Source organism: Naumannella cuiyingiana, assembly GCF_013408305.1.
Taxonomy (GTDB): domain Bacteria; phylum Actinomycetota; class Actinomycetes; order Propionibacteriales; family Propionibacteriaceae; genus Naumannella; species Naumannella cuiyingiana.
The window spans coordinates 2,787,551-2,814,058 of the sequence record NZ_JACBZS010000001.1 but is presented as its reverse complement, the minus strand read 5'-3'; the positions used below and the strand labels follow the sequence as shown (position 1 = coordinate 2,814,058).

The 26,508-nt window shown below is 70.4% G+C and carries 26 protein-coding genes and 2 pseudogenes; 15 read left to right on the top strand and 13 right to left on the bottom strand.

Going from position 1 to position 26,508, the window contains the following annotated elements:
• Positions 1 to 13 precede the first annotated feature (13 nt).
• Genes GGQ54_RS13155 through GGQ54_RS17675 form a run of 3 tightly spaced genes read right to left on the bottom strand, consistent with a single transcriptional unit; the run spans position 14 to position 3,374 of the window.
• A complete protein-coding gene (locus tag GGQ54_RS13155; RefSeq protein ID WP_179445798.1) occupies positions 14 to 1,114 on the bottom strand; it encodes a glycosyltransferase in 1,101 nt (366 codons plus the stop codon).
• Positions 1,111 to 2,193, bottom strand: a complete 1,083-nt coding sequence (locus tag GGQ54_RS13150) for a hypothetical protein (RefSeq protein ID WP_179445797.1) — start codon at positions 2,191 to 2,193, stop codon at positions 1,111 to 1,113. The genes GGQ54_RS13155 and GGQ54_RS13150 overlap by 4 nt, the downstream gene beginning before the upstream one ends.
• 50 nt (positions 2,194 to 2,243) lie before the next feature.
• Positions 2,244 to 3,374, bottom strand: coding sequence for an NlpC/P60 family protein (locus GGQ54_RS17675; RefSeq protein ID WP_179445796.1), 1,131 nt, complete (start codon positions 3,372 to 3,374; stop codon positions 2,244 to 2,246).
• A 234-nt stretch (positions 3,375 to 3,608) separates the two neighbouring features.
• Here GGQ54_RS17675 and GGQ54_RS13140 point away from each other — a divergent pair, with 234 nt between their 5' ends.
• Genes GGQ54_RS13140 through GGQ54_RS17440 form a run of 3 tightly spaced genes read left to right on the top strand, consistent with a single transcriptional unit; the run spans position 3,609 to position 5,750 of the window.
• Positions 3,609 to 5,333, top strand: coding sequence for a DEDD exonuclease domain-containing protein (locus GGQ54_RS13140; protein WP_179445795.1), 1,725 nt, complete (start codon positions 3,609 to 3,611; stop codon positions 5,331 to 5,333).
• Between the two features lie 4 nt (positions 5,334 to 5,337).
• On the top strand, positions 5,338 to 5,613 hold the full coding sequence (locus tag GGQ54_RS13135; protein WP_179445794.1) for an Lrp/AsnC family transcriptional regulator: 276 nt from the start codon (positions 5,338 to 5,340) through the stop codon (positions 5,611 to 5,613).
• A 2-nt stretch (positions 5,614 to 5,615) separates the two neighbouring features.
• The gene (locus tag GGQ54_RS17440) at positions 5,616 to 5,750 is read left to right on the top strand and encodes a hypothetical protein (RefSeq protein WP_281370022.1); all 135 of its coding nucleotides are present in this window, start codon (positions 5,616 to 5,618) and stop codon (positions 5,748 to 5,750) included.
• A 16-nt stretch (positions 5,751 to 5,766) separates the two neighbouring features.
• Here the strand turns inward: GGQ54_RS17440 and GGQ54_RS13130 are convergent, their stop codons facing one another.
• Both GGQ54_RS13130 and GGQ54_RS13125 read right to left on the bottom strand, forming a co-directional pair.
• Positions 5,767 to 6,540, bottom strand: a complete 774-nt coding sequence (locus GGQ54_RS13130; RefSeq protein ID WP_179445793.1) for a rhomboid family intramembrane serine protease — start codon at positions 6,538 to 6,540, stop codon at positions 5,767 to 5,769.
• A gap of 153 nt (positions 6,541 to 6,693) precedes the next feature.
• Positions 6,694 to 7,209, bottom strand: coding sequence for a peptidylprolyl isomerase (locus GGQ54_RS13125; protein ID WP_343045960.1), 516 nt, complete (start codon positions 7,207 to 7,209; stop codon positions 6,694 to 6,696).
• Between the two features lie 174 nt (positions 7,210 to 7,383).
• Between GGQ54_RS13125 and GGQ54_RS17105 the strand changes: the two are divergent.
• From GGQ54_RS17105 to GGQ54_RS13110, 4 genes and pseudogenes are all read left to right on the top strand, one after another.
• Positions 7,384 to 7,653 (top strand): annotated as a pseudogene (locus tag GGQ54_RS17105) (DUF5324 family protein); the annotation flags it as partial.
• A 288-nt stretch (positions 7,654 to 7,941) separates the two neighbouring features.
• Positions 7,942 to 8,109, top strand: a pseudogene (locus GGQ54_RS17770) (sunset domain-containing protein); the annotation flags it as partial.
• 748 nt (positions 8,110 to 8,857) lie between these two features.
• On the top strand, positions 8,858 to 9,367 hold the full coding sequence (locus tag GGQ54_RS13115; RefSeq protein WP_179445790.1) for a hypothetical protein: 510 nt from the start codon (positions 8,858 to 8,860) through the stop codon (positions 9,365 to 9,367).
• A gap of 10 nt (positions 9,368 to 9,377) precedes the next feature.
• Entirely contained in the window at positions 9,378 to 10,046 is a 669-nt protein-coding gene (locus GGQ54_RS13110) for a prepilin peptidase (protein WP_179445789.1), read from the top strand.
• 4 nt (positions 10,047 to 10,050) lie between these two features.
• On the opposite strand, the gene GGQ54_RS13105 is transcribed toward GGQ54_RS13110, so the two are convergent.
• The 3 genes from GGQ54_RS13105 to GGQ54_RS13095 are packed head-to-tail and all read right to left on the bottom strand — an operon-like array spanning position 10,051 to position 13,059.
• A complete protein-coding gene (locus tag GGQ54_RS13105; RefSeq protein ID WP_179445788.1) occupies positions 10,051 to 10,659 on the bottom strand; it encodes an MBL fold metallo-hydrolase in 609 nt (202 codons plus the stop codon).
• On the bottom strand, positions 10,656 to 11,741 hold the full coding sequence (locus tag GGQ54_RS13100) for an S-(hydroxymethyl)mycothiol dehydrogenase (protein ID WP_179445787.1): 1,086 nt from the start codon (positions 11,739 to 11,741) through the stop codon (positions 10,656 to 10,658). Before GGQ54_RS13100 ends, GGQ54_RS13105 begins: the two co-directional genes overlap by 4 nt.
• A 43-nt stretch (positions 11,742 to 11,784) precedes the next feature.
• Positions 11,785 to 13,059 carry a YbiU family protein gene (locus GGQ54_RS13095; protein WP_179445786.1) on the bottom strand — a complete coding sequence of 425 codons (1,275 nt, stop codon included), beginning with the start codon at positions 13,057 to 13,059 and terminating at the stop codon, positions 11,785 to 11,787.
• Between the two features lie 94 nt (positions 13,060 to 13,153).
• On the opposite strand from GGQ54_RS13095, the gene GGQ54_RS13090 reads away from it, so the two are divergent.
• Positions 13,154 to 14,257 (top strand): ROK family protein, encoded by a 1,104-nt coding sequence (locus GGQ54_RS13090; RefSeq protein WP_179445785.1) that lies wholly within the window; start codon positions 13,154 to 13,156, stop codon positions 14,255 to 14,257.
• Between the two features lie 123 nt (positions 14,258 to 14,380).
• Entirely contained in the window at positions 14,381 to 15,208 is an 828-nt protein-coding gene (locus tag GGQ54_RS13085) for a hypothetical protein (RefSeq protein ID WP_179445784.1), read from the top strand.
• Positions 15,209 to 15,232: 24 nt separating this feature from the next.
• On the opposite strand, the gene trpD is transcribed toward GGQ54_RS13085, so the two are convergent.
• Both trpD and GGQ54_RS13075 read right to left on the bottom strand, forming a co-directional pair.
• Complete coding sequence (trpD, locus tag GGQ54_RS13080) at positions 15,233 to 16,303, bottom strand: anthranilate phosphoribosyltransferase (RefSeq protein ID WP_343045959.1); 1,071 nt, start codon at positions 16,301 to 16,303, stop codon at positions 15,233 to 15,235.
• Positions 16,304 to 16,307: 4 nt separating this feature from the next.
• On the bottom strand, positions 16,308 to 16,727 hold the full coding sequence (locus tag GGQ54_RS13075; protein WP_179445782.1) for a response regulator transcription factor: 420 nt from the start codon (positions 16,725 to 16,727) through the stop codon (positions 16,308 to 16,310).
• A gap of 167 nt (positions 16,728 to 16,894) precedes the next feature.
• On the opposite strand from GGQ54_RS13075, the gene ctaE reads away from it, so the two are divergent.
• From ctaE to GGQ54_RS13045, 6 genes are all read left to right on the top strand, one after another.
• A complete protein-coding gene (gene ctaE / locus GGQ54_RS13070; protein WP_459222529.1) occupies positions 16,895 to 17,635 on the top strand; it encodes an aa3-type cytochrome oxidase subunit III in 741 nt (246 codons plus the stop codon).
• Between the two features lie 19 nt (positions 17,636 to 17,654).
• Positions 17,655 to 18,455, top strand: coding sequence for a cytochrome bc1 complex diheme cytochrome c subunit (gene qcrC, locus GGQ54_RS13065; protein ID WP_179445780.1), 801 nt, complete (start codon positions 17,655 to 17,657; stop codon positions 18,453 to 18,455).
• A 56-nt stretch (positions 18,456 to 18,511) separates the two neighbouring features.
• Complete coding sequence (gene qcrA, locus GGQ54_RS13060) at positions 18,512 to 19,597, top strand: cytochrome bc1 complex Rieske iron-sulfur subunit (protein ID WP_179446608.1); 1,086 nt, start codon at positions 18,512 to 18,514, stop codon at positions 19,595 to 19,597.
• Positions 19,597 to 21,366, top strand: coding sequence for a cytochrome bc1 complex cytochrome b subunit (gene qcrB, locus GGQ54_RS13055; RefSeq protein ID WP_179445779.1), 1,770 nt, complete (start codon positions 19,597 to 19,599; stop codon positions 21,364 to 21,366). Before qcrA ends, qcrB begins: the two co-directional genes overlap by 1 nt.
• Positions 21,367 to 21,436: 70 nt before the next feature.
• Positions 21,437 to 22,879: a GuaB1 family IMP dehydrogenase-related protein gene (locus GGQ54_RS13050; RefSeq protein WP_179445778.1), complete on the top strand. Its 1,443-nt coding sequence runs from the start codon at positions 21,437 to 21,439 to the stop codon at positions 22,877 to 22,879.
• A gap of 40 nt (positions 22,880 to 22,919) precedes the next feature.
• Positions 22,920 to 23,318, top strand: a complete 399-nt coding sequence (locus GGQ54_RS13045; protein ID WP_179445777.1) for a nuclear transport factor 2 family protein — start codon at positions 22,920 to 22,922, stop codon at positions 23,316 to 23,318.
• A 16-nt stretch (positions 23,319 to 23,334) separates the two neighbouring features.
• Here the strand turns inward: GGQ54_RS13045 and GGQ54_RS13040 are convergent, their stop codons facing one another.
• The 3 genes from GGQ54_RS13040 to ctaC are packed head-to-tail and all read right to left on the bottom strand — an operon-like array spanning position 23,335 to position 26,347.
• A complete protein-coding gene (locus GGQ54_RS13040) occupies positions 23,335 to 23,730 on the bottom strand; it encodes a cytochrome c oxidase subunit 4 (RefSeq protein ID WP_179445776.1) in 396 nt (131 codons plus the stop codon).
• Complete coding sequence (gene ctaD / locus GGQ54_RS13035; protein WP_179445775.1) at positions 23,727 to 25,475, bottom strand: aa3-type cytochrome oxidase subunit I; 1,749 nt, start codon at positions 25,473 to 25,475, stop codon at positions 23,727 to 23,729. The genes GGQ54_RS13040 and ctaD overlap by 4 nt, the downstream gene beginning before the upstream one ends.
• Positions 25,472 to 26,347: an aa3-type cytochrome oxidase subunit II gene (gene ctaC / locus GGQ54_RS13030; protein WP_343045958.1), complete on the bottom strand. Its 876-nt coding sequence runs from the start codon at positions 26,345 to 26,347 to the stop codon at positions 25,472 to 25,474. The genes ctaD and ctaC overlap by 4 nt, the downstream gene beginning before the upstream one ends.
• Between the last annotated feature and the right edge of the window lie 161 nt (positions 26,348 to 26,508).

The window sequence follows — 26,508 nt, the reverse complement described above, 5'->3', positions numbered from 1 at the left end:
ACCGGGCCGGTGATCAACCGGCCAGCGCGCCGAACAGCTCCTGCCGTTGGGCGGCGCCGTCGAACCTGCGGGCATGCGTCCTGCCCCGATGCCCCGCGGCGATCAATGCGTCCGGCGCGGAGCAGACCTCGGGGATCATCCGCGCCAGCGCGCGGGGGTCGCCCGGTTCGACCAGCCAGCCCGTGCGCCCGTGTTCGACGATGTCGGGTACGCCCCCCGTGCGTGTGCCGATCACCGCCATGCCTGCCGCGGCCGCCTCCGCGAGCGCGAGGCCGAACCCCTCCTGCACCAGCCCGGCGGCGGCACGGCGTACCGGAGCCAGGAAAAGATCATGCTCGGCCAGCAGGGCCGGCATCCGTCCCCGGTCCACCGCACCGGCGAAGGCCACCCGCTCCCCCGCGCGCCGCCGCAGCCGATGATCCAGCGGGCCCGACCCCGCGATCGTCAGCGGCGGAGCATGATCACCGAGCAGCCGCCACGCATCGAGCAGCGTCCCGAAGCCCTTCTGAGCCACGAATCTGCCGGCCGCCAGGCAGCGCACCGTCGTCGCCGGCCGGCGGTCGATCGCGAAGAACTCCGGTGCAACCGGCGGGGGCACCATGATCACCTTTGCCCGCCCGGCCGGCGGCAGCACCGCGGCGATCGCCTCGCGGGTCCAGGAACTGATCACCCCGAACGCGTCCACCCCGGCGACGATCCGGCGCAGCGCGTGGCGGGTGCCGGGCAGCCGCGCCCACCACGCCTCGTGCCCGTGGCTCAATGCGACGATCCGCCGTGCACCGGCCCGCCGGAGCGCGGGCGCCAGTAACCCGAGGGGTGCGGCGGCACTGATCACCACGCGCTCGATTGCCCGCCGCCGGATCAGTTCGGCGGCGGCCCCGGCCACCGCGCGACCGGGCAGCAGGGTCGGCTGCCGGCACCGCCCCCCGCCGGACAACCGCGGACCGGGTATGCGTTCGACGGGGTACGCCAGCTCGGCGTCGTGGGCCGCGCTGCCCGGCTGCCGCGCCGTCAGCACGATCACCTCGCCCAGCCAGTCGCACACCGCGGCATTGAAGGTCTCAATCCCGCCGATCCGCGGACCGAAATCGTTGGTGATCACCAGCGTGGTCACCGGGCGCCGCCGCGCAGCTCCGCGATCCGCCGGTCGATCTCCGCGGCCAGCTCGCGCTCGGACAGTCCGAGGCCGGTCAGCACTCGCTCCGGCGGCTCGCCGGCGGCCAGCTCGGCATACGCCCGCTCCGCCCGTGGGACCGCTTCGGGCCCCCCGCCGGCGATCACCCGCCAGGCAAGCAGGGCCCGGCCGTATCCGGTGCCGCCCGAGCCGAACTCGGCGTCGGTCGGCACTCCGCTCGGCACCCGCCCGCGCAATCCGTCGGCCAGGATCGCGTCCATCTCGCCGACGGCCTCGGGCCAGGCCTGCTGAGCGCGCCACTCGGCGTACCCCTCCTCGACCCACAGCGGCGCATCCGTCGCCCAACTGGCGGTCTCCACGTGCACCGCTTCGTGCGCGATCAGCACCCCCCGGCCTTCGGGGGTCAGCCGGCCGACCGCAGGGTTGACGATGATCTCTCCGCGGTCATCGGATCCGGACCGGGTCAGAGCCGCAGTTCCGGTACGCCCGGACCCGCCGGTCAGCCGGGCGAAGCCGTCGGCATTGCGCGGCACAATGATCAACAACTCCCCACCCGACCGCCCGGCGGCCGCCAGCCAGGGGGCCGGGTCGTCGGCGGCGAGCACCGCGACGTCACCGGCAGCGCGAGGTTCGACGGGCTCGAGCGCCCAGACCGGCAGCTCCGCACCGGTGGTCGCGGCCCCGATTCCGGCGAGTCGCGCCGCGTCCCCGGTGCCCTCGACCACCAGCCACAGCGGCGTGGCCCGCTGCACGGACCAGCCGTCGACCGACCAGGTCACCGTCGTCTCGATCACCCGATCACCGCGCGGGTCACCCGGACCGGGCGGCCGCTGCCGCCCGGTGGCGGCGAGTCCGCGAAGATCGAGCCGGGCCAGATTGCTGCGCAGCAGGTCGGTGGTCGCGGCCCCGCCGGGCGTGGACCGGCTCTCCCACAGCCCGCGGTCGTCATCGACCGCCGCGCGGACCAGATCGCCGAGCAGGACGCGCGGATCGTCCTCACCCGGCGCGGTCGTCGGTGGCGCGGCGCAGCCGGGAAGAACCATGCTCGCCGCGGCCATCAGGGCCGCGGCGAGCAGGCGTAGCGCCGGAGTCAGCGTGGGTCGTGCGCTCAGAGCACGCGGGCTGCGGTGTTGAACGGCATCTGGTCGACAGGTGCGTAGCTGACCGTCTTGCCCGGCCGGGGCGAGTGGATGATCTTGCCGTTGCCGACGTAGATCGCGACGTGGCTGATCGGCGAGTAGTAGAAGACGAGGTCGCCCGGCTTCAGGTCGCTGCGGCTGACCCGCTTGCCGGCGCCGGCCTGCGCGCGCGACACGCGCGGCAGGCTGACCCCGGCCGCCTTGAAGGCGTAGGAGGTGAAGCCGGAGCAGTCGAAGGAGTCCGGGCCGGTCGCCGCGTACACATAGGGCTTGCCGAGCTGGGCCTTGGCCGTGGCGAGCACCTTTGCCACCCGATCGCTGTCGGGGATGCCTGCGGTCGGGTCGGAATTGCCCGACGACGAGGTCTTGGACGACGAGCCGGACGAGCCGGAGCCCGAACGGGTCGAGCCCGACGAGGAATCGGAATCGCTGTCGGAATCGGCGTTGGCCGCGGCCGCCTCTTCCTGCTGGCGGCGCTCCTCCTCGCGCTGCAGCCGCTGACGCTCCTCCTCGGTGAGCCGATTCAGCACGGCCTCGGCGTCGGCGACCTTTTGCTTGGACTGCTTCTGCAGATCCGAGACCTTGCGCTCCTGCTCCGCGATGGTCTTCACATCCGCCTCGGAGTCGCGCTTCATCGTGGCCAGCGACGCCTCCTGGGCCTGGAACTCCTGCAGCAGACCGTTCTGGCTGTCCGTGACGTGCTGCACGGTCGCGAACCGGTTGATGAACGTGTCGCCGTCGGAGCTGAACAGCACCCGGGTGCTGGGGTCGAGTGCGCGGTCCTGGTACTGCGCCAGCGCGAGCGCCCGGAGCTGAGCCTTCAGGTCCTCGACCTTGCGCTGCTGCCCGGCCTCGTCGGATTCGCGGTTCTTCAGCGCCTCACGCGCCTTGTCCAGCTTCTCCTGGGCCTCCAGCGCGTCCTGGTCGATCGCGTTGGCCTCGGTCTGGAGCTCCTCGACCCGCTTCTTCGCGGCCTCGACCGCATCGGGATCGGCGCTCGCCAGGGGTGCCGCGACTGCGGTCCCCGCGATCAGACCGGCGGTCAGGGCCATCGTTCCCAACAGCCGGAGACCGGCCTTGCGGCGATTGCGTGCTGCCACGCGCATTCCTTCCTGGGCGTACCGCCGGTTCCTGAGAACCGGCCGACGTGATCTCAGCCTGTGCGCCGGGTCCGGTGGGGAAGCCCGCAACTGCCGCGCGACACGGCAGCAACAATAGGGGTACGCCCGCCCTCCGGCAAACCTTGGCCGCGGTTTCCCTCAGGTTTTCTTCATTTTTTCCTCAGGGGCGCGCTATCGGCCCGTTGTCGGTGGGCGCGCGTAGCGTCCGCCGCCATGACCGCCCCCCGGGCCCAGCCCAGCTTCGACGACCTCGGCACCCCGCTGTCGGCCGCGACGTTCTGTGTCGTCGACCTGGAGACCACCGGCTCCGGCCCGGGCGCCTCGATCACCGAGTTCGGCGCGGTGAAGGTCCGGGCCGGCGAGCGGCTGGGCGAGTTCCAGACGCTGGTCCGGCCGGTCGGCGCGATCCCGGCATCGGTGACGGTGCTGACCGGCATCACCAACGAGATGACCGCGGGCGCGCCGTCGCTGGCGCAGGCCCTTCCGGCCTTCCTGGAGTTCGCCGCCGGGACGGTGCTGGTGGCGCACAACGCCCCCTTCGACACGGGGTTCCTGCGCCGCGCGTGCGCCGAGCTCGGTTATCCCTGGCCCGGCTGGACGGTGCTCGACACCGCCGCCCTGGCGCGCACCATCCTGCTCCGCGAGGAGGTACGCAACTGCCGGCTCGGCACGCTGGCCCGGCACTTCGGCTCGCCGACGACGCCCGACCACCGGGCGCTGACCGATGCCCGGGCCACGGTCGACGTGTTGCACGGGCTGTTCGAGCGGGTCGGCAATCTCGGCGTCGGGACGGTCGAGGACCTCGTCGAGTTCTCCCGCAAGGTCTCCCCGCAGCGCCGCCGCAAGCGGGTGCTCGCCGACGGCCTGCCCGAGGGCCCGGGCACCTATGCCTTCGTCTCCGACCGGACGGGACCGGGCCGCGCCGGCCCGGACGGGGTCGAGATCCTCTATGTCGGTACCTCCGTCAACGTTCGCCGCCGGGTCCGCAGCTACTTCACCGCGGCCGAGAAGCGCCGCCGGATGGAGGAGATGGTGCGGCTCGCCACGGCGGTCCGGGCCACCCCGTGCGCGACGGGTCTGGAGGCCGAGGTGACCGAACTGCGGCTGATCCTCGCCCACCGGCCGCGCTACAACCGCAAGTCGCGGTTCCCCGAGCGCGAGGCATGGTTGAAACTGACCCGCGAGGCATTCCCCCGGCTCTCGGTGACCAAGGCCGTGCGCGGCGACGGCTGCGACTATCTCGGCCCTTTCCCGAACCGGCAGGCCGCCCAGGCGGCTGCCGCCGCACTGCATGACGCCTTCCCCATCCGCCAGTGCACGGCGCGCCTGTCTCCGCGTCGACCGAGTTCGGCGTGCGCGCTCGCCGAGCTCGGCAGGTGCGCGGCGCCGTGCGATCGCAGTATCGATGTCGCGGGGTACGCGGCGATCGTCGATGGCGTCCGGATCGCCTGGCGGGCCGACATCCGGGCTCCCCTGGGCTCCGTCGCGCGGCGACTGGAGCGGCTGATCGCCCAGCGGCGGTTCGAGGAGGCCGCGGCGCTGCGCGACCGGCTCGACGCCCTGCGCCGGGCGAGTGTGCGGATGCATCGGATCGCGGCGCTGGCCCGCTGTCCGCAGATGGTCGCCGCGGCGCCGGCGCGGGCGGGCTGGGACATCCACGTGATCCGCCACGGCCGCCTCGCCGCGGCCGGGCGTACCGATCGGGCGGAGAACCCGCTGACCCTGGCCGACGAGCTGGTCGCCGGCGCGGCCACCGTGCCCGAGCCGACCACCCCGCCGCTGCCGGCGGGCAGCATCGCCGAGGCCGAGCTGCTGGCGGGCTGGCTGGAGCGGCCCGGGGTGCGGTTGATCGAGATCACCGGCGACTGGACCTGGCCGGTACATGCGGGCATCTCGCGCGCGGAGCGACCGGCCGTGCTGCTCGGTGCTCTAGGGTGACGGCATGGTCACCGCGATCGTCTTCGTGCACGCCGATGTCGCCCGGATTCCCGAGGTCGCCGAGCAGATCGCCGGCCTCGACGGGGTCACCGAGGTCTACTCGGTGACCGGCGGGATCGACCTGATCGTGCTGGTCCGGGTCCGCAACCACGACGACATCGCCGCGGTCGTCGCGGATCGGCTGAACAAGATCGACGGCGTCGTGCGAACCGAGACCCACATCGCCTTCCGGACCTATTCCAGCCACGACCTGGAAGCCGCCTTCTCGCTGGGCGACTGATCGTGCCGCGCGTACCCACCCCGGTGCTGGCGGCGCTGGCCGTCGTCGCGGTGTTGATCTTCCTGGCGGTTGCCGGTGGCCTGTACTGGCTCAGCCTGGACCAGCCGATGGAGCCGGTTACGCTGCAGCCCGGCTGAGGGCTGGCGCCGGCGATCAGGCCAGCGCCAACCCGACCGCCGTCAGTCCGGCCAGCGCGACCGCGCCGCCACCGAGCAGCAACCACTGGTTGCGGCCGCGTGCCGCGGCATTGCCGGGCGCCCAGCCGATCAGCGCGCCGGCCAGGGCGCCGCCGAGGATGCCGCCCAGCAGGCTGACCACGCCGAGCAGCGAGCCGCCGACGCCGCCGAGCACCACGTTCATCACGATCAGCAATGCGAACAGGATCAGGTCGGGCCGCACATCCATGCCCTGGCGGAACTTCAGCACCGCATTCGCGCCGAGCAGCCCGAAGATCGCCGCGCTCGCTCCGTACGCCGCCGCGTCCGGGCCGCCGAACAGGGCGAGCGCCGCGACGCCGCCCAGTCCGGCGATCACCCATACCGCGATCGTGCGCGCGCTGCCGACCATCGCCTCGATCGCGTTCCCGATCAACAAGATCATCAGCACGTTGATGATCATCGCGAACAACCCGCCGGGAACCAGCGTCCAGGTGATGGCCCGCCAGACCTCGCCGGCTGCCGCGGCCTGGCTGATCCAGGCCATCAGCATGGTGAACATGCCGCCCGTGATCAGGTCGGCAATACCGAACAGGGCGACGACCGCCGCGAGCACGACCGGTGCGCCGAAGCCGAGCCGCAGGCCGAAGCCTCCCGGGAGCGCCATCTGCGGCTGGTTGCCGCGGGCGGCGGCGCCACGCGGCCGGCGTACCCCCTCGTTGGCGGCGCCGACGCATTCCGGGCACTGGAAGCCCACCGACGCCGGCGCCATGCACTCACCGCAGATCGGCTTGTTGCACCGCTGGCAGGTGATTCCGGTACGCCGGTCCCGGTGCCGGTAGCAGGGTTGGAACCGGGCATCGTCCGACGGGCCCCGATCGGGATCGGGCACCGGACGCGGGCCGCTGGGGTGATCGGACAAAGGTCAGCCCTGGTCGATCTCGACGGACTCGATCACCACGGGATCGTTCGGCCGGTCGTTGCGGCCGGTGGGCACCTTGGCGATCTTGTCCACGACCTCGCGGGAGGCCGGATCGGTCACCTCGCCGAAGATGGTGTGCCTGCGGTTCAGGTGCGGCGTCGGGCCGACCGTGATGAAGAACTGCGATCCGTTGGTGCCGGGTCCGCGGTTGGCCATCGCCAGCAGGTAGGGGCGGTCGAAGGCGAGGTCGGGGTGGAACTCGTCGTCGAACTCATAGCCCGGGCCGCCGGTGCCGGTGCCGAGCGGATCGCCACCCTGGATCATGAACCCGTCGATGATCCGGTGGAAGGTGGTGCCGTCGTAGTAGTTGTCGGTGGTCAGCACCCCGGTCTCCGGGTGCTCGAACTCCTTGGTCCCGGTGGCCAGCCCGACGAAGTTCTGCACCGTCTTCGGGGCCTGGTTGTCGAACAGCTCGATGACGATGTCGCCGTGGTTGGTGTGCAGCGTGGCAGTGGACACGTGTGGGCCTTTCGGGTCGATTGCTCGCCGACCGGTCGGGGCCGGCTGGCCCCCGGTGCGGCACCCGTCCATCTTGGCACGAGCGCCCGGGTGGGCCGCTGCGGTGCCCGGCGGACGCGGTAACGTGACCGGGTCCGCCCCGACCGGGGCCGACGAACCCCATCGGAGGAAGCGATGAGCAAGCGAAAGAACGCCGCCGCAGAGATCACTCACACGGCCGCCAAGGCTGGCGAGGACGCGCTGAACAAGATCGGCCCGTACGTCGAGCAGGCCCGCGACCAGATTGCCCCCAAGATCGATGAGGCGATCGGCTCCGCGCGCGAGCGACTGGACAAGGACATCCTGCCTCGGTTGAACGAGGTGCTGAAGGACGCGTCGGAGCACCCGGCCGCCGAGGAGGCCCGCAAGCGCAGCCAGGCCGCCGCGGCCGCCCTGCGTGGCGAGCTGTCGCTGCCCGAGCCCAAGCGCAAGCGCAAGGTCTTCCTGCCTTTGCTGCTGGTGCTGCTCACGGCCGGCCTGGGTTACCTGGCCTGGAAGAAGCTGGCCGGCGACAAGGACGAGTGGGAGACCTACGGCAACACGTCGTGGAATCCCAGCGATGACTTCTCGGTGAAGGACGACAGCACCAGCCAGAGCTTCTCCGAGCCGGTCGATGTGCCGGAGGCCGCCGGTCAGGATGCGCCGGCGGCCGGGTCGGCCGGCCCGGATGCCGCGAGCACCTATGGCCCCGGCAGCTACGTGGGCGACGAGCCGCCGGTCGGCCACACGATCAAGGGCAACGCTCGGTCGATGAAGTACCACACGCCGGACTCCGGCGGCTACGAGCGCACCATCGCCGACGTCTGGTTCACCGACGAGGACGCGGCGCAGCGGGCAGGTTTCACCCGCGCCCAGCGCTGACCCGCGGCCCCGACGCCGCACACCGCCAGTGGCGGGTCCCCGTTGCGGGGGCCCGCCACTCGCGTCTTCTGGCGTCTTCGGTGGCCCCCTGCCGATTCACCCCGCGAATGCGACCGGGCACCCCCATCCGCGAACTCAACCGGCACCCGCGAACCGAGTAACGCCCGCGCCTGCCGACTCAGCCCGCGGATTCGACCGGGCTCCCCCATCCGCGAACCCAATCGGCACCCGCGAACCGAGTAACGCCCGCGGATGCCGACTCAGCCCGCGGATACGACCAGACACCCCCATCCGCGAACCCAACCGGCACCCGCGAACCCAGTAACGCCCGCGTCTGCCGGCCTAGCCAGCATCTGCCGATTCACCCCGCGGATGCCGATTCAGCCCGCGGATACGACCAGACACCCCCATCCGCGAACCCAACCGGCACCCGCGAACCGAGCAACGCCCGCGGATGCCGACTCAGCCCGCGGATGCGGCGTCGCGTCCCTTCCGCCCGACCTTTCCGGTCCCGACCTGCCCGGCCCCGCCCGACCTCCCACCCCGACCCCGGATACCGGACCTCGACCCCGGACCCCGGCCCGAGGTGTTGTCCGAACCCACTCAGGTGTTGTCCGACACGGGCCCGGTGTTGTCCGAATGCGGTCAGGTGTCTCCCGAGTGCCTCCCGAACGCCGGTACGCCCGGATTCCCCGCTGAACTGTTCCCGCGGCCGCCCGCCGGGTGGCACCGGGATCGAGGAGGCGAGATGTCAGGACAGCGCAGCGACACCGAGTGTCGGGGGACGCATGAGTGGGTGTCGGCTGCGCCGTTCCGGTCGCATCTCGCCGATCTGGTCGGGACCACCGGGTTGCCCTGGCGGGCGGTCGCCCTATATGCCGATGTGCCGACGCGATGCGTGCGGTCACTCTTGTTCGGCCGCCGGGGTCGCGTCGTGCGGCGGATTCCCGCGCGGGTCGCCGAACGGTTGCTGCGCGTCCGCGCCGCGCAGCTCAACGGGCTGACAGCCCGGTCCGGCGATGCCTGGGCGGCGCACGATCTGGCGTCGCGCCTGGCCGGGCGCGGCCAGTCCGCGGCGGAGATCGCACTTCTCGCGCGGGCCACCCGGGACGAGGCAGCGCTGTGGCTGGTCGGCCCGCCCGGCTGGGTCTCCGCGCGCAGCGTGCTGCTGTTGCAGGCCGCCTGTCACGCGGCGGGCATGGACTGGGCCGGGCCCGCCGACCCGTGGGAACCCAGCCCGGCGGAAGCCGCGGCCTAGGCTGCCCGGCATGTTCGGAGATGCCGCGAGCCTGCCCACCGCGCTGGGGCTGGCCGCGGCGACGGCGGCGGTCTGTGCCGCGGCCGCTCGGGTGTTGCCGGCGCTGCTGCCCGAGCCGGCCGAGCCCGACGGCAAGCGGCCGTACGCCGAGCTGGCCGACGCGCCGATGATCCTGGGCTGCGGCACCGCCGGCGCGATCGCCGGCGGTCTGATCGGCTGGTTCCTGCCCTGGCCGCTGTGGCCGGCCTGGCTGGTGTTCGCCACGCTCGGCCTGGTGCTGATCGCGATCGATGCCCGCACGACCTGGCTGCCGCTCGCGCTGACCCGGCCGCTGTGGGCGGCGACGGCGGCGGCCGTGCCGGTCACGGGTGCGCTGGCGGGTTGGGAGGTCGCATTCCGGATGATCGTCGCGGGGGCGGCGGTGGGCGCCTTCGTGTTGGCGTTCTGGTGGGTCGGGCGCGGCGCGCTCGGCTTCGGCGATGTGCGGCTCGCCCCCGTCCTCGGCGTCGTCACCGGCACCCTGGGCGTCGGCGCCGTCCTCTGGGGGCTGCTGCTCGGCTCGCTGATCGGCGTCGCCTGGGGACTCCTCGCGCGCCTGACCGGGCGCCGGGGCGCCTTTCCCTACGGCCCGGCCCTGTGGCTGGGTGCGTTGCTCGCGATTCCGCTGACCGCGTCCTGAAATTTCAGCCGACGTTCGCGCGCTCGGCGCCGATCGTGGTGTCGGGTCCGTGGCCGGTGTGCACGACCGTCTCGTCCGGCAATTCGAACAGGCGCGTCCTGATCGATTCCACGATCAGGTTCTCGTCGCTGAAGGAGCGGCCGGTCGCACCCGGGCCGCCGGAGAAGAGGGTGTCGCCCGAGAACAGTTCGCCGGTGTCGGCCAGCAGCAGACAGACCGCGCCCGGCGCGTGCCCCGGGGTGTGGATCACCCGCAGGTTCGTCCCGCCGATCCCGATCTCCTGCCCGTCGGCAAGGTCTGCATCCCAGGAATCGTCGGGATGGGTCAGCTCCCACAGCGGACGGTCCTCGGGATGCAGGTGGATCGGCGCACCGGTACGCCGACGCAGCTCCGGCGCGTACCGAACATGATCATCATGCGCGTGCGTGCAGACGATCGCACGCAGCTTGCGGTCCCCGACGAGTTCCATGATCGCGTCCGGGTCGTGCGGCGCATCGAGCACGACACACTCCGCATCGTCGCCGATCACCCAGACGTTGTTGTCCACCTCGAAGGTCTGCCCGTCCAGGCTGAACGTGCCCGACGTGACGCCATGATCAACGCGCACACTCACCAGACCACCACCGAACGTAGCACGTCGCCGTCGTGCATCCGGGCGAACGCCTGCTCGACCTGGTCCAACCCGATCTCCTCGGTGACGAACGCGTCCAGGTCGAGGCGACCCTGCTGGTACAGATCGACCAGCATCGGGAAGTCGCGCTCGGGCAGGCAGTCGCCGTACCAGCTCGACTTCAGCGACCCGCCGCGGCCGAAGAAATCGATCAAGGGCAGGTCGGGCACCTTCATCTCCGGCGTGGGTACGCCGACCAGCACCACCGTCCCGGCAAGATCACGCGCATAGAACGCCTGTCGCCAGGTCTCCGGCCGGCCGACCGCGTCGATCACCACATCGGCACCAAACCCGTCGGTGAGCGCCTGGATTCCCTCCACGGGATCGGCCCGCGACGAGTTGATCACATCGGTCGCACCGAGATTCTTCGCCCACTCCAGCTTCCGGTCATCGACGTCCACGGCAATGATCCGGCCCGCGCCGGCCAACCGCGATCCGACTACGGCGGCCATCCCGACGCCGCCGACGCCGATCACCGCCACGCTCTTGCCACGACCGACGTTGCCGGTGTTGATCGCCGCTCCGAGCCCGGCCATCACGCCGCAGCCGAGCAGTCCGACGGCCGCCGGACGCGCGCTCGGATCGACCTTGGTGCACTGCCCCGCCGCGACCAGGGTCTTGTCCGCGAAGGCGCCGATACCCAGCGCCGGGCTGAGTTCGGTCCCGTCGGTCAAGGTCATCTTCTGCAACGCATTGTGGGTGTCGAAGCAGTACCAGGGTTCGCCGCGTCGGCATGCCCGGCACCTGCCGCAGACGGCACGCCAGTTGAGGACGACGAAATCGCCGGGGGCGACCTCCTCGACGCCCTCGCCGACCGATTCGACGACCCCCGCCGCCTCGTGACCCAGCAGGAACGGGAACTCGTCGTTGATGCCGCCCTCGCGATAGTGCAGATCGGTGTGACACACCCCGCAGGCCTGGATCGCAACGACCGCCTCACCGGGCCCGGGATCGGGGATGTTGATCTTCTCGATGCGGACCGGTTCGCCCTTGGCCCGCGCCACGACTCCGTTCACCTGCTGCATGGCACCAACTATTGCCGACGCGACACCGCGCCCGTGAGCGGGGTCACAGACCGAGGCCGCGGCGACCGATCTCGTTCAGGTCGGAGACGGCGAACCGATCGGGCCAGCCGGCCTCGTAGTTCTCCTCGGGGAAGTCGGCCGGGCTGTTGCCGGTCTCCAGGGCCCGCGCGACGCTCGCGGCGTACTCCGCATTCTTGGCACACCACGGCGCGGCGGGGATGTACATGACATTGCCCCAGCCCTGCTGGTCGGTGACCGGCGCGACGGAGTGGATCATGTCGCAGTGCCACCACACGGTGTCGCCGGGAGCGACGTCCGGGATCCCGGACAGCCCGCGCACGAGGTGCGGGTGCAGCTCGGGATTCACCGGGAAAGTGCGATTCGGGCGTACCCCGGCCATCTCCGTCTCCGGAACATCGGACAGCAGCGGGCGCAACATCAGGTACGCCATTGCCTTCGGGATCGGCACGGTGTGCAACACGCCCTGGTCGCGGCCCATCTCACTGAGCGCGGTCCACCCCTGGAAGGTGCGGAAGGCCGAGCACATGGTGCTGCCCGGATACTGCGCGGCCTCGGTGCGGTACGCGGCATCCCACGGGTCGTAGCTCGCGACATCACCGGCGAACAGGTGGCGGAAGTGCTCCTGGTAGCCGGCGGTCATCCACAGGTCGAGCGTGCCCGGGTCGAGATGGGTGCCGAGGCCGCCCGAGTCGGTGCCCGGCGGGCGGCGGCGGATCCGGTCGGGGTAGAGCGAGTCGCGGTCGGGATCGAACCAGACCCGGCCCTCGGACTCATGCGTCCACAGCGAGTTCAGGAAGCCCTGTGCGGTGGCCATCCGCGGATGGGTACGCGCCGCCATCTGCGCTTCCGACCAGTAGATCGGGTAGATCTCGGGCTTGCTCATCACCGACTCGAAGAAGTCATCGGCGGGACCGGTGTAGGCGTCGAAGAAGCCGTTGCCCTCGACATACTCGACGATGTCGCGATCCCACTGCTCGGCCTGCGCGCGGTCGAAGGTGCCGCGGATCACCGCGCAGCCGCGGCGGCGTACCTGCGCGCGCTGCTCGTCGGAGATCTCACCGGCGGCGATGTCGGCGAAGTCCAGGACCGGCCAGACCTCCTCGCCGCGCGCCCGGGTTGCTTCGACGTCGGCGACCTCGGCCTCGACGTGGGCGACCACATCGGCGAACACGTCCTCGACGCTGCGGCCGGACTCGCGCTCGATGCGCTCGCGAAGTGCCCGCTTGATCTCGGCAGTGGCAGCGGCCAGGTCGGTCGGCTGGGTCTCCCAGTGCGGCAGCTCGGTGGTGCTCGTCATGATCATCCTCGATCCTGCGATATTAGTAAAGGTTCCTAACTAACGATAGGCGGTGCGACTGGCCCGCGCAAGCCTCCCCTGCCAGACTCCCGGGGTGACCACGCCCTCGCAGGACCTCGTCCGCGCCGAGACCGACCGGCAGGTGCTGCGTGAGTTCTTCGCCAACGCCCGGTTGACCCGGGCCGAGGTGGCGGCGAGTACAGGCATCTCGAAGCCGACGATCAGTCAGGCGGTACGCCGGCTCGCCGAGCGCGGGCTGCTCGCCGAGGCCGGCCCGGCCAGCGGCGGCCGCGGCCGATCCGGGACCTGGTATGCGCTACGAGCCGAGGCCGGGTGCGCGCTTGCGGTCGATGCGGGTCCGGACGGGGTACGCGCGGAACTGCTCGACCTGACCGGTGAGCGGCTGGCCGAGGTGGCCCGCCCGCTGCGCGCGCCGGTGGCCGGCAAGGCCCTGGCCGAGGCGCTCGATGGCGTGCTGGCGGAGGCGACGGCGGCCAGCCCGGGATCGGTGCTGGCGGCGACGGTGGGCGCGGCCGACCCGGTCGACCAGGGCAGCGGCCGGCTGGTCGAGCTGCCCGGATCACCGTTCCTGATGGGCGATCTGGACGCCGGGGCCACCCTGGAGCGCCACGTGCCGGGCCGCTGGCTGCTCGACAACGACGTGAACTGGGCCGCGCTCGCCGAGCGCGAGGCGGCCGGGACGCCGGGCCCGCCGGAGTTGGTGTTGATCTATCTCGGCCCGGGCATCGGTTCCGGGCTGATCATGGACGGGCGGATCGTCCGCGGCGCGCGCGGGCTGGCCGGCGAGCTGGCCCAGGTGCCGGTGCCCGGGCCGGAGGGGACGCTGCGCCTGGTCGAGCTGCCGGGCGCGCTCGGCCTGACCAGGCCCGGGACCTCGGCGATCGATGTTGCCCGAGCCCGCGCGATGATCACCGATCCGGTACGCCGCGAGCCGCTGCTCGCCGGGCTGACCGCGGCGATCTGCGCGGTCACGGCGCTGCTCGACCCCGGGCTGGTCTTGATCACCGGGCCGTGGGGCCGCGGCACGGGCCTCGCCGAGGCACTGGATGCGCGGGTCGCCGCCGAGGCCGGCGTACCCGCCCCGGTGCGGGAGGCCGCCCTGGGCCCGGATGCGGTGATGGTCGGCCTGCGCACCGCGGCCCTCACCCGCGCCCGTGCCGCCGTCGAGGCCGGCTGACCACAACCACGATTCTGCAAAGGGCGGAACACTTCCCGCTGTTTGCAGAATCCTCGGCGGCACTCTGTGTCAGACCTGCCTGTCAGCCTGTGATGAAGATCACCCCCAGCACAGGAGGACGAGATGACAGTCAACCACGTCGACCCGATGAACCCGATCCGCTCGATGCGATCGGCGTTCGAGCGCCTCACTGACAAACTGACACCAACCTTGAATCCAGAAATCAGCTCGCGTCTGATCGAGCAGTCCGATGCAGGACAACAGGTGCTCGACGCCGCGGCACGCGGCCATCGACGCCACATTCACGTGAGCGCGTTGTCCGCCCTCCTCGCGGGACCGATTTTCGGAGCCGCATTTGCCAATGTTGCGAGCATCGGGACCACTTCGCGATCGGTCGCCGTAGCTGGCGCCATCGTGCAAGGTGGCACGATTCTTATCTTGCTCGCGGCTATCGCATTCCTGGTGACCACCCGCGACCGCGCCCGTGGCGCTTACCTTGCGGCCCTCGGCGTAGTGGCATTCGCCCTTCTCAACAAGTTCATTCGCACCCCGGATCAGCGGCGGTATCGCGCGGCGTGCAACGCCATCATCACTTACGGCCGCCAGGTGTACCGATCGGCCAGAACCCCGCTCCTCTGCCACGAGCTTCGGCGCGCGGATGCCGATAATGCGAAGGATGCCGCACGGGCAGTTCTGTCGATCGGTGCCGCCGTAGGAAACTGTGCCGACCAGAACGCGCGTGACGAGCTGAGCGCAAGACTCGCCCAAACCATCGGGCATGCAAATGCTCAGCAATGGCGCAACGTGAGAGAGTTGCGAGTTGCTGACGCGACATTTCAAGACCCGCGAATCTGGTCCGTGTCGGTTGCTGGAATCGGTGCGGCGATTTCTTCTGCCCTCGGTGCCGGCTTCGTGGTGCCCTTGATCAAGCTGTTCATCCAGGGACGCTGACGCGACACTCCCCCGCTCCCCCGCTCAGCGGTCGGCGGCGCGTCGGGTGGCGGCGGCCCAGGCCTCCAGCTTGGCGGTGGCGGCACCGGATTCCATGGCGGCGACGGCGTCGGCCAGGCGCGGGCGGAGTTGCTCGGCGAGGTCGCGGTCCAGGTTCGGCCCGGCATAGGCGAGCAGGGCCGCGGCGGCGTTCAGCGCGACGATGTCGCGGACCGGGCCGGGCTCGCCCGCGAGGGTACGCCGAGCGATGTCGGCATTCAGCGCGGGCTCGCCGCCGACGAGTTGGTCGAGACTCGCCCGCGCCAGGCCCAGCTCGGCGGGATCCAGTGCCACCTCGCGGACCCGGCCGCCGCCGATCAGCCAGACCCGCGAGCGGGTCGTGGTGGTCAGCTCGTCCAACCCGTCGCCGCCGTGGAAGACCATCCCGCGGTGCCCGCGGTCGGCGATCACGCCGGCGACCAGCGGCGCCGACCTGGCGTCGGCGATCCCCACGGCCTGGGCGGCGGGCCGGGCGGGATTGGCCAGCGGGCCCAGCAGATTGAACGTGGTGGCGATGCCGAGCTCGCGCCGCGCCTGCGCGGCATGCCGCAGGGCCGGGTGATAGCGCGGCGCAAAGAAGAAGACGATGCCGGCCTCCTCCAGCAGCCCCGGCTGCGCCTGCGGGCCCGGGTCGAGGACCACCCCGAGCTCCTCCAGCACATCGGCCGTACCGCAGGCCGACGACGCCGCCCGGTTGCCGTGCTTGGCGACCCGCGCTCCGGCCGCGGCGGCCACGATCGCCGCCATCGTGGAGATGTTCACGGTGTTCGCCCGGTCACCACCGGACCCGACGACATCGACGGTCTCGCCCCCCAGCCGCACCGGCGTACCGTGCTCCAACATCGCATCGGCCAGGCCCCGCAGCTCGGCCACGGTCTCGCCCTTGGCCCGCAGCGCCACGGCGAAGGCCGCCACCTGCACCGGCACGGCGGCGCCGGTCAGCACCTCCGACATGGCCCAGCGCGCGTCATCGGTCGACAGGTCGGCGCCTCGGACGAGCGCGGTCAGCAGATCCGGCCAGTTCGGGACCGCGGACCCGGACGCAGTCGCGGCCACCTGCTCAGGCGACGGTGTCGGCGAGGCGGGTACGCAACTGCCCGGCGACGACGCCCGGCAGCGCGACGGGATCGACCGGATGGGTCGACACCGCATCGGCATGCGACCAGGTGGCGAGCCAGGCGTCCTGGGGTCGGGCGACCAGGACGACGATCGGCGGGCAGTCGGCCACCTCGTCCTTCACCTGGCGACACAGCCCCATCCCGCCGGCCGGCACCGCCTCGCCGTCGAAGACCGCGACATCCACCCCGCCGGCGTCGAGCGCGCGCAGCACCGCCTTGTAGGTGGCGGCCTCGACGATCGCGATCTCGGGCAGGTCGGCGGCGACGCGGCGGCCCAGGGCGTACCTGATGTCGTCCCGGGTGGACCGGTCATCGGAATAGATCAACACGGTCGCGGGGCGCTCGGCTGCTTGGTCATCCATGGCTGTTCGTCCTCACTCCAACACCGTGTAGTACGACAATTCGTCGTCGATCCTCCGTGACGTTCGCGAGCATGGTAGCGCCCGGGTTGCGGGTGATCGCGATCACGACCGGCGCGGCAGGGTCCCCCAAAGATGCCGGACGGACGATCTATGGCAATAATGACCCCGTGGCAACATCAATCGAGGCTGTCGGCGACGCCGGTTCGGCGCGCCGCCCGGACGAGATCGCGGCGGGTGCCCTGCACCGGATCAATCCGGCCCGCCTGAACGGCGTCAAGGGCCGCCCCGACCTGGCCGCCATCGGCACCATGGTGTGGCTGGCCTCGGACCTGATGTTCTTCGCCGGGCTGTTCGCGGCCTACTTCACCATCCAGAACGTCACCGACGCCCAGGCGGCGGCGACCGGTGGGACGGCGCTGTTCGAGTGGGGCCACTCGCTGATGAACATCCCGTTCACCGTGACCAACACCGCGGTGCTGGTGGCGAGTTCGTTCACCTGCCAGATGGGCGTGTTCGCCGCCCACCGGCGGCAGGTCTCGCGTACCGGAAGCATCCTCAACCCGCTCAAGTGGGGGCTGCGCGAGTGGTACATCCTCACCTTCGTGATGGGCGCCTTCTTCATCGGCGGCCAGGTTTTCGAGTACGCCACGCTGTTCAGCGAGGGCCTGACGATCTACAGCGACCCCTACGGCTCGATCTTCTTCCTCGCGACGGGCTTCCACGGCCTGCACGTCACGGGCGGCCTGATCGCCTTCGTGTTCGTCCTCGGCCGCACCTACCTGGCGCGGACCTTCACCCACGAGCAGTACGTGTCCACCGAATGCGTGTCCTACTACTGGCACTTCGTCGATGTCGTGTGGGTGGCGCTGTTCTTCGTGATCTACCTGCTGCCGTTCCTCACCTACTGAGCGCCCCGGAAGGATTGTTGTGAAGTTCTTGTCATCCCGTCGGCGGCACCCGGCGGCGAAGCCGATCCTTCTGCTGCTGGCGCTCTTCTTCATCGGCGGCCTGTACGCCGTCGCGGCGCCGAGTTCGCAGAGCTCGGCCGACGGCGGCAACTCCCAGCAGGTCGCCGAGGGCAAGGCGTTGTACGCCGTCGGCTGCTCCTCGTGCCACGGCATGAACGGCGAGGGCAGCCGCCAGGGCCCGCCGCTCGCGGGTGTCGGCGCCGCTGCCGTCGACTTCCAGGTCGGCACCGGCCGGATGCCGATGGCCGCCTCCGCCGTGCAGGCCCCGCGCAAGCCCGCCCAGTACTCCCAGGCCGAGATCGACGCGCTGGCCGCCTATGTCGCCACCCTGGGCCCCGGCCCCGCGATTCCGGAGCCGGACCAGTACGAGCCGGCCGGGCTGTCGCAGGAGGAGATCAACCGCGGCGGCGAGCTGTTCCGGACCAACTGCTCCGCCTGTCACAACTTCGGCGGCTCGGGCGGTGCCATGCCCAGCGGCAAGGCCGCACCGCCGCTGACCGGCGTCGACCCCAAGCACATCTACGAGGCCCTGCGGACCGGGCCCGGTGAGATGCCGGTGTTCTCCAAGGAGGTCATCACCGACGAGGACGCGAAGGCGATCATCGCCTACCTCGAGGCGCTGCAGCGCCAGCCGTCCGGTGGCCTCACCCTCGGCGCGCTCGGCCCGGTCTCGGAGGGTCTGTGGGCCTGGGTCGTCGGCATCGGCGGCCTGTGCCTGTTCGCCGTCTGGATCGCCTCGAAGGGAGCGCGCGCGAAGTGACCAGCCACGACAACCCGGGCCAGCTCGAGCCCAGCAACGGCCGCGACGCGGGCCGCATCCCCGGCACCACCGTCGTCGACACGAAACCGATCGCCGACCCCGGTATCGAGGAGCATGTCGAGCGCTGGACCGATGTCGACGAGGGCGCCGCCCGCCGGTCGGCCCGCAACATCTCGGCGCTGTTCCTGCTGGCTCCGGTGTTCGCGATCGCCTATGTCGTGATCTATTTCGCCGTGCCGCGGGAGATGACCATCCGCGTGTCGGAGACCAGCCAGTTCTCGGCGCAGACCACGCTGCTCGGCGCGTGCCTCGGCCTGGCGCTGCTGTGCATCGGCGTCGGCGCGGTGCAGTGGGCGCGCCAGATCATGACCGACCACGAGGAGGCCGAGGAGCGGCACCCCGCCGCATCCTCCGACGCGGATCGCGAAGCGATCATGATCGAGGTCGACAAGGGCATCACCCAGTCCGGCGTCAGCCGTCGGCAGATGATCCTGCGCAGCCTCGGCATCGGCGTCGGCGCGCTCGGTCTGCCCGCGATCATCTCCCTCGCCGACCTCGGCCCGTGGCCCACCCGGCCGGAGATCGACCGCACGATCGCGACGACGATCTGGTCGGAGGGGGTACGCCTGGTCAATGACGTGACCTACACGCCGATCCGGGCCGCCGACCTGCAGATCGGCCAGCTCGTCAACGCCCAGCCGGCCAACCTGGAGGAGCTGCACGGCACCGAGTTCCTGCAGCAGAAGGCCAAGGCGGCGATCATCATCGTCCGGATGAATCCGAACCAGATCGTCATCCCCGAGACCCGGCGTGACTGGCACGTCAACGGAATCTTGTGCTACTCCAAGATCTGCACCCACGTCGGCTGCCCGATCAGCCTGTGGGAACAGCAGACCCACCACCTGCTGTGCCCGTGCCACCAGTCGACGTTCGACCTCGGCCGCGCCGGGATCGTCGTCTTCGGTCCGGCGTCGCGTGCGCTGCCCCAACTGCCGATCACCGTCGACGGCGAGGGCTATCTGATCGCACGCTCGGGCTTCGTCGACGACGAGGGCCACAACCTGCCCACGGGCCCCAGCTATTTCGAGCGCGACTCGACCCACGACCTGACGCGCTCGCTGCCCGGAGAGGGTGAGAACTGATGGCGAAACCCAGCCAACGCGTGGAGGCGCCCGTCGACGACGCGGTCCCGGCCACCAGCCCCAAGCCGAAGCATCCGCTGCAGGCGGGTGCCGGCATCGCCACCTGGGCCGACGACCGGCTCGGCCTGGCCGGCCTGTTGAAGAAGAACCTGCGCAAGATCTTCCCCGACCACTGGTCGTTCCTGCTCGGCGAGATCGCGCTGTACAGCTTCATCATCCTGCTGCTCACCGGCGTCTTCCTGACGCTGTGGTTCAAGCCGTCGATGTCGGAGATCGAGTACGAGGGCTCCTACCAGCTCCTCCGTGGGCTCGAGATGTCGGAGGCCTACGCCTCGACGCTGAACATCAGCTTCGACATCCGCGGCGGCCTGCTGATGCGGCAGATGCACCACTGGGCGGCGATGCTCTTCCTCGGCGCGATGACCGCGCACATGCTGCGCATCTTCTTCACCGGGGCGTTCCGCAAGCCGCGCGAGCTGAACTGGCTGATCGGCATCGGCTTGTTGTCGATGGGCATCGTCGAGGGCTTCGCCGGCTACTCGCTGCCCGATGACCTGCTGTCCGGCACCGGCTTGCGGATCGCCGACGGCCTGATGCGTTCGGTGCCCATCGTCGGCACCTGGGCCGAGTTCTTGATCTTCGGCGGCGAGTACCCGGGCGACATCGTGATCGAGCGCTTCTACATGGCGCACATCCTGCTCATCCCGGGCCTGATCCTCGGCCTGATCACCGCGCACCTGGCGCTGGTCGTGTACCACAAGCACACGCAGTACCCGGGCCCGGGCCGCAAGGAGACCAACGTCGTCGGCTACCCGCTCTTCCCGGTCTACATGGCCAAGGCCGGCGGCTTCTTCTTCATCGTCTTCGGCGTGACGGCCCTGATGGGCGCGTTCATGCAGATCAACCCGCTGTGGACCTACGGTCCCTACAACCCGGCCGAGGTGACCGCCGGCTCGCAGCCGGACTGGTACATGGGCTGGCTGGAGGGCGGCCTGCGGATCATGCCCGGCTGGGAATGGGCGTGGGGCTGGATCGGGATCATCCCGCCGACCACCTGGTCGTGGAACGTGTTCCTGCCCGGCGTGGGCCTGATGGGCCTGTTGTTCACGCTGCTCGGCGCGTACCCCTTCATCGAGCAGTGGATCACCGGCGACAAGCGCGACCACAACATCCTGCAGTACCCGTGGCAGGCGCCCACCCGGACCGCGCTCGGCGTCGCCGGGATGTCGGTCTACGGCGTGTTCTGGATGGCTGGCGGCAACGACATCTTGGCCATCCAGTTCAACCTCAGCCTGAACTTCCTGACCGAGCTGTTCCGGATCCTGGTCTTCGCCGCACCGATCGCCGCGTTCATCATCACCCGGCGGATCTGCCTGGGCATCCAGCGGCGCAACGCCGAGCGGGTGCTGCACGGCGGCGAGTCCGGCCTGATGGAGCGCAGCCCCGACGGCGAGTACCACGAGGCGCACGTGCCGATCAGCACCGACGAGGCGTACACGCTCACCCAGGCGGCGGAGGACCGGCCCGTGCAGGCCGTGGAGGGCACCGACGAGCGCGGGGTGAAGCGCAAGAAGGGCGGGATCTCCAAGCTGCGGGCCGCCGCGAGCCGGTGGTACTTCGCCGACAACGTCCGCAAGCCCACGGCAGCCGAGATCGAGGCGGCGCACCACCACGACGAGCCCGAGGGCCACAGCGACTCCGGCAACGGCCACCACGCCGTGGACGGCGACGGCAGCGATCGCAGCGCGCTGGAGTCCAGCAAGCACTGAGCCCCGGGGGGGTACGCCGCCCGCTCGGCGGCGCGTGGCAACGGGGCGTACCGCGTGGAACAATGACGCGGTGCGTTTCCTGAACCAGCCGCAGCACGACCTGACCTACAACGACGTGTTCATGGTCCCGTCGCGCTCGCAGGTCACTTCACGACTCGATGTCGACCTGACCAGCACCGACGGCCTCGGCACCCCGCTGCCGCTCGTCGCCGCCAACATGACGGCCGTCTCGGGCCGCCGAATGGCCGAGACGATGGCCCGCAGCGGCGGCGTCGCGATCATCCCTCAGGACATTCCGACCGATGTCGTCGCGGAGACCATCGGCAAGGTCAAGGGCTCCCACACGGTCTTCGACACCCCGGTCACGGTCACGCCGGGCACGACGGTCGGCGAGGCCATCAGCCTGCTGCCCAAGCGCGGCCACGGGGTCGTGCTGGTCGTCGAGGACGGTCTGCCGGTCGGCACGGTCACCGAGGCAGACGCCCAGGGCGTCGACCGGTTCGCCCAGGTCCGGACGATCATGGGCGGCGAGCTGGTCAAGGTCTCCCCCACCGACTCGCCGCGAGAGATCTTCGACCAGTTGTCCGCGGCCCACGACGACTATGCGATCGCGCTCGGCGACGACGGCCGACTGCTCGGTGTGATGACCCGCAAGGGCGCGCTGCGCGCCGCGATCTACGCGCCCGCGCTGGACGCCGACGGCCGGCTGAAGATCGGCACGGCGGTCGGCATCAACGGCGATGTGCCCGCCCGGGCCGAGGCGCTGCTCGCCGCGGGTTCCGATGTCCTCGTGGTCGACACCGCGCACGGCCACCAGGACAAGATGATCAACGTGCTGGAGGCGGTCCGCGATGTGCGGGACAAGCTGGCGCCCGGCGTACCGATCGTGGCCGGGAACGTGGTCACCGCCGACGGTACCCGCGAGCTGATCGACGCCGGCGCCGACGTGATCAAGGTCGGGGTCGGTCCCGGCGCGATGTGCACGACGCGGATGCAGACCGGTGTCGGCCGGCCGCAGTTCTCCGCGGTGCTGGAGTGCTCGGCGGCCGCCCGCGAGCTGGGCAAGGCGGTCTGGGCCGATGGTGGGGTACGCCATCCGCGCGATGTCGCCCTTGCGCTGGCGGCGGGCGCGGGCTCGGTGATGATCGGCTCCTGGTTCGCCGGCACCCACGAATCGCCCGGCAACCTGATGGTCGCCGCCGACGGGCGCCCCTACAAGGAGTCCTTCGGGATGGCCTCGGCGCGCGCGGTGCGCAACCGGACCCGGGACTCCTCGGGCTTCGAGCGCGCGCGGGCGGGACTGTTCGAGGAGGGGATCTCGTCCTCGCGGATGTATCTCGACGCCGAGCGCCCCGGCGTACAGGATCTGCTGGACTTCATCACCTCGGGGGTCCGCAGCTCGTGCACCTATGCCGGAGCGGCCAATCTGCCCGAGTTCGCCGAGCGCGCCGTGATCGGCATCCAGTCCACGTCCGGTTACGACGAGGGCCGGCCCCTGCACGCCTCCTGGTGAGGCCGCGGCCGGTGTCGGAGCGTGGCCCTAGGCTGCCGGCATGGACAGCACGCGGTTGGCCCGGGACTATGTGGAGCTGCTGGAAGCGCGCGACTGGGAGCGCTGGGGCGCGTTGCTGCACCCGGACGTCGTCTACCTGGCACCGCAGACGCGGGAGCGGGTCGGCGGGCGCGAGGAGCTGGTGCGCTTCAACCAGCGCTACCCGGGCGAGTGGCACCTGCGGGTGGCCCGGCTGCATGCCGACGTCGCCGGCGCGGCGATCTGGATGGACGTGAGCCTGGACGGTGAGCCGCAGACCGGATTGGTCTGGCTGACCATCGGCGCCGGGTCGAGCGGCGAGCCGCTGATCACCGAGGTGGTCGACTTCTGGCCGCAGCCCTACGACATCCCGGAGCGTCGCCGCGAGACGCCGGCCGCGCCTGACCCGGGGCCCGCGTAGTCCCTGGCTCAGAGGGTCAGTGCTTGTAGTCGCCGACGTAGTACTGGTAGATCCAGCCGGACAGCGCCCAGATCCCGACCGCACCGCCGAGCAGGCTCAGCCACCACCCGAACACGGGCCCGAGCACGAAGACGCCCGCGGCCAGCGCGCACCAGAACGGCCAGATGCTGCTCGGCGGGAAGAAGCCGATCACGCCGGCGCCCTCAGCGATCGTCGCGTCGGGGCGGTCCTCCAGGGTCGGGCCGATGGACTTGCTGGTGACCCGCAGATACCAGGAGATCATCAGGCACAACAGCGCCGACATGGTCAGCGCCACCGTGCCGACGATCTCGTGGCTCAACAGCCAGTAGATCGGCGTGACGACGAGCAGGAAGATGAAGACGGACATGAATGCCCAGAACGAACCCCTCATCGGTTGCCCTCCGCCTTCTGCTCCGCCGAAACCGCTGCATCGCCGAGCTCGGCGCCCAGCACCTGGTCGTCGTTCTCGTCGTCCTCCTGCTGCACGTCCGGGTGGTTCACGTCGAACGCCGGGTAGCGCGAACGGATCCGCGGCAGCTTGGTGAAGTTGTGCCGCGGCGGCGGGCACGACGTCGCCCACTCCAGCGAGCGCCCCCAGCCCCACGGGTCGTCGACGGTCACCTTGGGCGACTTACGGGTGATCCAGACGTTCCAGAAGAACGGCAGCATCGAGATGCCCAGGATGAAGGCGCCGACCGTGGAGATCTGGTTCAACAAGGTGAATCCGTCGGTGGCCAGGTAGTCGGCGTACCGGCGGGGCATGCCCTCCGCTCCCAGCCAGTGCTGGACCAGGAACGTGGTGTGGAAGCCGATGAAGACCAGCCAGAAGTGCAGCTTGCCGAGCCGCTCGTTGAGCATCCGGCCGGTCAGCTTCGGCCACCAGTAGTAGAAGCCCGCAAACATCGCGAACACCACGGTCCCGAAGACCACGTAGTGGAAGTGCGCCACCACGAAGTAGGAGTCCGAGACCTGGAAGTCCAGCGGCGGGCTGGCCAGGATCACACCGGTCAGGCCGCCGAAGAGGAAGGTGACCAGGAAGCCGGCGCACCACAGCATCGGCGTGTCGAACGAGACGCTGCCGCGCCACATGGTGCCGATCCAGTTGAAGAACTTCACGCCGGTCGGCACCGCGATCAGGAAGGTGGTGAACGCGAAGAAGGGCAGGTTGACCGCGCCGGTGACGAACATGTGATGCGCCCAGACCGCCACCGAGAGCGCCGCGATGCTCAGCGTCGCGCCGACCAGCCCGACATAGCCGAAGACCGGCTTGCGGCTGAACACCGGCAAGATCTCGGTGATGATGCCGAAGAACGGCAGCGCGATGATGTAGACCTCCGGGTGCCCGAAGAACCAGAACAGGTTCTGCCACAACAGCGGCCCGCCGTTGCCGGCGTCGAAGATCTGGGCACCCATCACGCGGTCGGCCAACAACATCAGGAACGCCGCGGCGATGATCGGGAATGCGATCAGCACCAGGATCGAGGTGACCAGCACGTTCCAGGTGAAGATCGGCATCCGGAACATGGTCATCCCGGGAGCGCGCAGCGCCACGATGGTGACGATGAAGTTCACCGCCCCGAGGATCGAGGAAAGGCCGACCAGGTACAGCCCGACGAGCCACAGGTCGCCACCGGGGCCGGGCGAGTTCACCGCATCGGACAACGGCGGGTACGCGAACCAGCCGAAGCTGGCGGCGCCGGTCGGGGTGATGAAGCCCGACACGGTGATCAGGCCACCGACCAGATAGATCCAGTAGGAGAAGGCGTTCAACCGCGGGAACGCGACATCCGGCGCACCGATCTGCAACGGCATGATCGCATTCGCGAACGCCGAGAACAGCGGCGTCGCGAAGAGCAGCAGCATGATCGTGCCGTGCATCGTGAAGAACTGGTTGAAGGTCTCGTACTGCAGGAACTGCAGGCCGGGCGCGAACAGCTCGGCGCGGATGCCGAGTGCGAGCAGACCGCCGAAGCCGAAGAAGAAGATGCAGGTGACGAAGTACATGTTGCCGAGCAACTTGTGATCGGTCGTCGTCAGCATCTTGAAGATCAGCCTGCCGAGGCCCCGGTCGCGCTCGGCCTCCACCGGTGCGGCCGGCGTACCGACCCGTGCGGCAACTTCCTCAGCGGTGCTCATCGCGCGCCCTCCTGCGTTGCCTCTTCCTCGCCGTGCCCGGCGGGGACCGTCGGCGTCGCCACGCCACCGCGGAAACCGTCGGCGCGGCCGGTCTTGCCCTGCGCAACCAGATCGGCGAGGTACGCATCGTACTCGGCCTGGCTGACCACCTTCAGGTTGAACAACATCGCCGAGTGGTAGGTGCCACACAACTCCGCGCACTTGCCGGCGAAGGTGCCCTCGCGGTTCGGGGTCACCTCGAAGCTGTTGGTGCGACCGGGGATGACGTCCAGCTTGAAGTAGAACGACGGGACCCAGAACGAGTGGATCACATCGGGGCTGTTCAGGTTGAACTTGATCTTCTGGTTGACGGGCACCAGGAAGGTCGGGGTGTTCTCGATCGTGCCGTTGTCGTAGGCGATCGGCTCGCCCGACTCGTCCAGGTAGTTGAAGGTCCACGACCACTTCTGCCCGACCACGTCGATCGTGACGTCCTGGTCGTTCTCCGCGGCCAGCACCCGGTTCTGGGTGTTCAGGGTGTAGTAGAACAGCGCGCCGATGATCAGGAACGGCACGATGGTGTACATCACCTCGAGCGGCATGTTGTAGGTGGTCTGCCGGGGGATCTGGTTCTTCGCCGAGCGGCGGTAGCGGGTGAACGCCCAGATCATCAGCCCCCACACGACGGCACCGACCGCGAGGCAGGCGATCCACGCGCCGACCCACAGGTCGCCGATGTAGGCCGCCTTGTCGCTCGACTGCTCCGGCAGGCCCAGGTAGCGGGCCCGTCCCGGACCGCCGGTGCCGCAACCGGCGAGGACGACCGCCAGCGCCAGAACGCCCAGCGCTGCGGCCAGGCGGGGGCGCACACGACGTCGCGAAGTCAGACTCACGTGGGTCACATTAACGCATTTCGACCACCCGGATCGCACCCGGGCAGACCGTGCCGCCGGGCCCGCGTCGGCGTACCCGAGGCGGTGCCGGGAATCGTTGCGGACAACGAAAACGGCCCCGGATGCCGTGGCATCGTCGGGGCCGTTTCGCGGGCGTCTGA

Excerpts from the sequence above, each read along its gene's own strand:
- GGQ54_RS13150 (WP_179445797.1), bottom strand. The coding sequence starts at position 2,193 with ATGGCCGCGGCGAGCATGGTTCTTCCCGGCTGCGCCGCGCCACCGACG.
- GGQ54_RS13100 (WP_179445787.1), bottom strand. The coding sequence starts at position 11,741 with ATGCAGCAGGTGAACGGAGTCGTGGCGCGGGCCAAGGGCGAACCGGTC.
- GGQ54_RS13040 (WP_179445776.1), bottom strand. The coding sequence starts at position 23,730 with ATGAGGGGTTCGTTCTGGGCATTCATGTCCGTCTTCATCTTCCTGCTC.
- GGQ54_RS13095 (WP_179445786.1), bottom strand. The coding sequence starts at position 13,059 with ATGACGAGCACCACCGAGCTGCCGCACTGGGAGACCCAGCCGACCGAC.
- GGQ54_RS13130 (WP_179445793.1), bottom strand. The coding sequence starts at position 6,540 with ATGGCGCCGGCGTCGGTGGGCTTCCAGTGCCCGGAATGCGTCGGCGCC.
- GGQ54_RS13110 (WP_179445789.1), top strand. The coding sequence starts at position 9,378 with ATGTTCGGAGATGCCGCGAGCCTGCCCACCGCGCTGGGGCTGGCCGCG.
- qcrB (WP_179445779.1), top strand. The coding sequence starts at position 19,597 with ATGGCGAAACCCAGCCAACGCGTGGAGGCGCCCGTCGACGACGCGGTC.
- GGQ54_RS13045 (WP_179445777.1), top strand. The coding sequence starts at position 22,920 with ATGGACAGCACGCGGTTGGCCCGGGACTATGTGGAGCTGCTGGAAGCG.
- GGQ54_RS13140 (WP_179445795.1), top strand. The coding sequence starts at position 3,609 with ATGACCGCCCCCCGGGCCCAGCCCAGCTTCGACGACCTCGGCACCCCG.
- GGQ54_RS13085 (WP_179445784.1), top strand. The coding sequence starts at position 14,381 with ATGACAGTCAACCACGTCGACCCGATGAACCCGATCCGCTCGATGCGA.
- GGQ54_RS13115 (WP_179445790.1), top strand. The coding sequence starts at position 8,858 with ATGTCAGGACAGCGCAGCGACACCGAGTGTCGGGGGACGCATGAGTGG.
- GGQ54_RS13075 (WP_179445782.1), bottom strand. The coding sequence starts at position 16,727 with ATGGATGACCAAGCAGCCGAGCGCCCCGCGACCGTGTTGATCTATTCC.
- GGQ54_RS13135 (WP_179445794.1), top strand. The coding sequence starts at position 5,338 with ATGGTCACCGCGATCGTCTTCGTGCACGCCGATGTCGCCCGGATTCCC.
- ctaD (WP_179445775.1), bottom strand. The coding sequence starts at position 25,475 with ATGAGCACCGCTGAGGAAGTTGCCGCACGGGTCGGTACGCCGGCCGCA.